We start from the raw sequence: 4071 nt of genomic DNA, 5'->3' as shown, positions 1-4071 counted from the left end.
ACTAGATTGACGGTGTGATCGATCAAGACGCGGGTGAACGTCGTGCCCGGAGGTGGTACCTCGCGGCCGCAGCGGTGTTCGCCGTCGGTATGGCGGGGACCACGCTGCCGACACCGCTGTACGGGCTCTACGAGGAACAGATCGGCTTCTCCGAGCTGATGGTGACGGTGGTCTTCGCGGTCTACGCACTCGGCGTGATCGCCGCGCTGCTGGTCGCCGGTGACTTCTCCGACGTTCTGGGCCGGCGCCCCGTGCTGCTGTTCGCGCTGGGGCTGTCGGTCCTGAGTGCGGTGTGCTTCCTTGGTGAAACCGGGCTGCCGCTGCTGTTCGTGGGACGGCTGCTCTCGGGATTTTCCGCAGGGCTCCTCAGTGGGGCCGCAACAGCTGCCGTACTGGAGCTGGCACCGCCGGAGCTGCGCGGATCGGCGGCATTCGCCGCCACGGCTGCCAACATGGGCGGCCTGGGCTGTGGTCCGCTGTTGTCGGGGGTCCTGGCGCAGTATGCGCCCTGGCCCCTTCAGCTGCCCTTCCTGGTACACATCGCCTTGCTCGTGGCGGCCTTCGCCGTCACCCGCGCGCTGCCGGAGACAGTGGCGCGTCGGACTCCTCGCCCGCCGCTGCGCCCCCAGGGCATGGTCGTACCTCAGGAGACGCGCGGAGCGTTCGTGCCCGCGGGGCTGGCCGCGTTCGCCGGCTTCTCTCTGCTGGGACTGTTCACCGCAGTAGCGCCGGGCTTCCTCGCCCAGACGCTGGGGGAGCACAATCTCGCCGTTACCGGCGTGGTCGTCTTCTCGGCGTTCTGTTCCTCCACAGCCGGCCAGTTGTTGATGGGCCGCATTGGCGTGCGGCGCGCGCTGCCCACCGGTTGCCTCGTACTGACGACCGGCATGGCCCTCGTGGCGGTCTCCCTCCTGGTGGAGTCCCTGCCGGTGTTGGTGGTAGGCGCAGTGGTCGGGGGCCTCGGCCAAGGTCTGGCCTTCCGCGCGGCTATCACCAGCGTGAGTGCGGTGGCTCCGAACGAGCGCCGTGGTGCGACGATCTCGGCCTTCTTCGTCGTCGCCTACGTCGGAATCTCCTTGCCGGTGGTCGGAGTCGGGGCCCTCACGCTGGTTCTGGGGCTGCGCGGTGCGGGTCTGGTGTTCGCGGCTTGCGTGGTTCTGCTGTCGGCCGGCGTGGGCCTGTTCCTCCTGCGTCGGCCCCCTCGGACGGACTAGCCCACAATGCCAGTGACTTAACACGCTCTTTGGGGCTCTGACGTGCGGAAACGTCGTCGGGCAGGCCCTTCGGCGGTCGTTAAGTCACTGGCATTGGGACTAGCCCCGGAGTTCGCAGGTCACCCGATCGTGAAGATCAAGTGGTCGAAGCTGATCACTCGCCGATCGGGACCGTAGCGGCGATAGCGGTCCCGGTCGACACGAACAGCGCCCCTGAGCGCCGCCGCCGACACCCACGCCCGTATGGAGCGCGGTGAGCTCCACGGCACACGGGTCGTACTCCGTACGGAGGCGTAAGCCGCACCTCGCGGCGCTCCGGGGGCTGGTCGCGGGTGACTACTCGACGATGATGTCGACGGCGACGTTGCCCTGGGTGGCCCTGGAGTACGGGCACACTTCGTGGGCCTTCTTCACCAGCAGCTCACCGGTCTCGCCCGCGAGGGCCTCGGGCAGTTCGACGCGGAGCGTCACCGAGAGGGCGAAGCCCGAACCGTCCTTGTGGATGCCGACCTCGGCGGTCACCGACACATCGCTGGTGTCGACCTTCGCCTGCCGCCCGACCAGGCCCAGCGCGCTGGCAAAGCACGCCGCGTAACCCGCTGCGAACAGCTGCTCAGGGTTGGTGCCCTTGCCGCTGCCTCCCAGCGCCGGCGGCATGGCCAGGGGAAGGTCCAGCTGCCCGTCCGAGCTCACGGCTCGCCCCTCGCGGCCGTTGGCGGTGGCCACAGCGGTGTACAGCGCGTCCATAGGGAACGCTCCTTGTCTCGTCTCGCGTCCGCGACCGGAGATCCGGCCGCCCGGCAGAAAAGTAGAGCACACTATTTGATTGTGCACAACTAAAACGGGTGCAGGGTATCGTGGGGGCATGAAGACGCTGTCCCAGGTACCGGATGAGGAGCTCTTGCGCCTCGACAACCAGATCTGCTTCGCGCTGCACGCCGCGTCGCGCGCCTTCGGCGGCCTCTACCGCGTCGTTCTGAAGGACCTCGGCCTGACCTACCCGCAGTACCTGGTCATGCTGGTGCTCTGGGAGCACGGCGATCTGCCCGTCAAGCGGATCGGCGAGTATCTGCGACTGGACTCCGGCACGCTCTCGCCCCTCCTCAAGCGCCTCCAGTCCGCCGGCCTGGTACAGCGCACGCGCAGCACCGAGGACGAGCGATCGGTCACCGTCGGCCTCACCGAGGCCGGAGCCGCGCTACGCGAGCGGGCTCTGCTCGTCCCCCGCCGGATCACCGCCGCTACCGGCCTCTCGCTGGAGGAGATCATCGGCCTGCGCGACGTGGTCAACCGGATCGCCGCGACGCTGGACTCCGCGGACCTCGACGCCGGCCCGGCCGACTGCGGCTGAAACACCAGGCCCCTGTACGTACAACAGCGGCCGCCTCATGACCGCACTCGGCTTCGAGTGCGCTCCAACACGCAAACTGACAAAGCGATTCATCCAACGGGAGGGGTCAACTACTCGGCCGTAAACGACCGAGCTTGTTGACTCGGTTCGGTATGGCTCTGCTTATGCTCCCGACTGCCCCCTACGACAGGGCGGTCACGGGTCACATCTACCGGTCCCCGCTATGCGGGGACCGGATCGGGCATGTTGACGAATACCCACGCCGTGGCCCCTCGCTGAGCGATGTTGACCCCGGCGACGTGGTCGGCCGGCCCAGCGAGGCCGCACCGACGACAGGAGAAGGTGTCCCGAGTGGGCCGGTTGGCGCGCTCGGTGTGGCCGCAGCGCGGGCAGCGCTGCGAGGTGTAGGCCGGGTCCACCTCGATGAACGGCACTCCTGAGCGGCGGGCCTTGTACTCGATGAACGAGCCGAGCTGACGGAACGGCCAGGAGGACTGGCGTGCTCGCTGGTCGCGGGGAACCGTAACCCGCTCGCGGATGCCCTGGAGCTGTTCCAGGGCAAGGCCGCGCTCGGTGCTCCCCCATAGCCTTCGGCATGGGCGGTACCCCCAGCGACAGCAACGACAGTCTTGGCGATCGTGTGGTTGATGTGGGTCGCGTGCCGTGCCTCGCGGCGGGCACGCTTGTTGAGGAGCTGCTTGGCGGAGCGGGTCTGCCTGGCCTGGAGTTCTGCCTTCTTGCGGGCCTGCCAGCGCCGGTAACGGGCCAGGCGGCGGCCGGAGTGATTGTCTGCGTCCGAGGTGGTGGCGAGGTTGGTGATGCCCCGGTCCACACCGATGAAGCCCTTCGGCTCAAACCGCGGTGCTTGGGGAACCTCGCAGGTGGCGATCAGGAACCACTTCCCGTCGCGGAACACCAGGTCGGATTCGCCCTGCCGGTGCTCGGCGAGCTGCCCCAGCGCGTCCGGCGAGCAGGCGAACCGCACGCTCTTGACCCGGCCGTCCAGGGTCCAGATACTCACCGTCTGCTGGTCGTAGTTCCACGACAGGCACCGGTCGTCGTAGGTGTGTGCGGCGTGCGGACGGAAGACGATCGGCTTGGACTCCGCCTTGCGGCGTCGCTTCGCCCCCTCGGGTCCGAGGTTCCCGGCCCGTATGTTCGCCCGCAGTGTGGTGTACGCGTCGGCCACGCGCTTGATGATGTGCTGCGCGGTCTGCGCACCAGAACCCACGGGCCTTCAGCTCGCCGTAACACAGCTTCCGCAGCTCACGGACGCTGCCTGCCAGTCCGAAGCGCTCGAAGGAGACTGCGGAGACCCAGTTCGCGGCCTCGTTGATCGCGGGCAGGGTGCGCTCAAGCGCCGGTGCCTGCGCGGCGTCCGGGATGAGTTTGACCTGCGTGACGATCTTCATGAGTGTGAGCATAGCATTGATCTATGTCACCACGATGAGAACCAAATCCGAGGCATGCAGAGGAAGAAGCGTCATCCACGCTCTCCATCCGCAT

At 67.7% G+C, this 4071-nt stretch carries 4 protein-coding genes and 1 pseudogene; 2 read left to right on the top strand and 3 right to left on the bottom strand.

Annotation, left to right across the window (positions count from 1 at the left end; all coding sequences use genetic code 11):
* The first annotated feature begins 14 nt into the window (after positions 1 to 14).
* Complete coding sequence (locus ACY34J_RS28820) at positions 15 to 1214, top strand: MFS transporter (RefSeq protein ID WP_462729572.1); 1200 nt, start codon at positions 15 to 17, stop codon at positions 1212 to 1214.
* 336 nt (positions 1215 to 1550) lie between these two features.
* On the opposite strand, the gene ACY34J_RS28815 is transcribed toward ACY34J_RS28820, so the two are convergent.
* Positions 1551 to 1961 carry an organic hydroperoxide resistance protein gene (locus ACY34J_RS28815; RefSeq protein ID WP_462729571.1) on the bottom strand — a complete coding sequence of 137 codons (411 nt, stop codon included), beginning with the start codon at positions 1959 to 1961 and terminating at the stop codon, positions 1551 to 1553.
* A 118-nt stretch (positions 1962 to 2079) separates the two neighbouring features.
* Between ACY34J_RS28815 and ACY34J_RS28810 the strand changes: the two genes are divergently transcribed.
* Positions 2080 to 2565, top strand: coding sequence for a MarR family winged helix-turn-helix transcriptional regulator (locus tag ACY34J_RS28810; protein WP_462729570.1), 486 nt, complete (start codon positions 2080 to 2082; stop codon positions 2563 to 2565).
* 221 nt (positions 2566 to 2786) lie between these two features.
* Here the strand turns inward: ACY34J_RS28810 and ACY34J_RS28805 are convergent, their stop codons facing one another.
* Together ACY34J_RS28805 and ACY34J_RS28800 are read right to left on the bottom strand one after the other, a co-directional pair.
* Complete coding sequence (locus tag ACY34J_RS28805; RefSeq protein ID WP_462729573.1) at positions 2787 to 3104, bottom strand: zinc ribbon domain-containing protein; 318 nt, start codon at positions 3102 to 3104, stop codon at positions 2787 to 2789.
* A 140-nt stretch (positions 3105 to 3244) separates the two neighbouring features.
* Positions 3245 to 3397 (bottom strand): annotated as a pseudogene (locus ACY34J_RS28800) (RNA-guided endonuclease TnpB family protein); the annotation flags it as partial.
* Positions 3398 to 4071 lie beyond the last annotated feature (674 nt).

It is taken from the genome of Streptomyces sp. HSS9-12 (assembly GCF_054963655.1).
The sequence above is the reverse complement of the archived record's forward strand: the minus strand, read 5'-3'. Positions and strand labels throughout refer to the sequence as shown.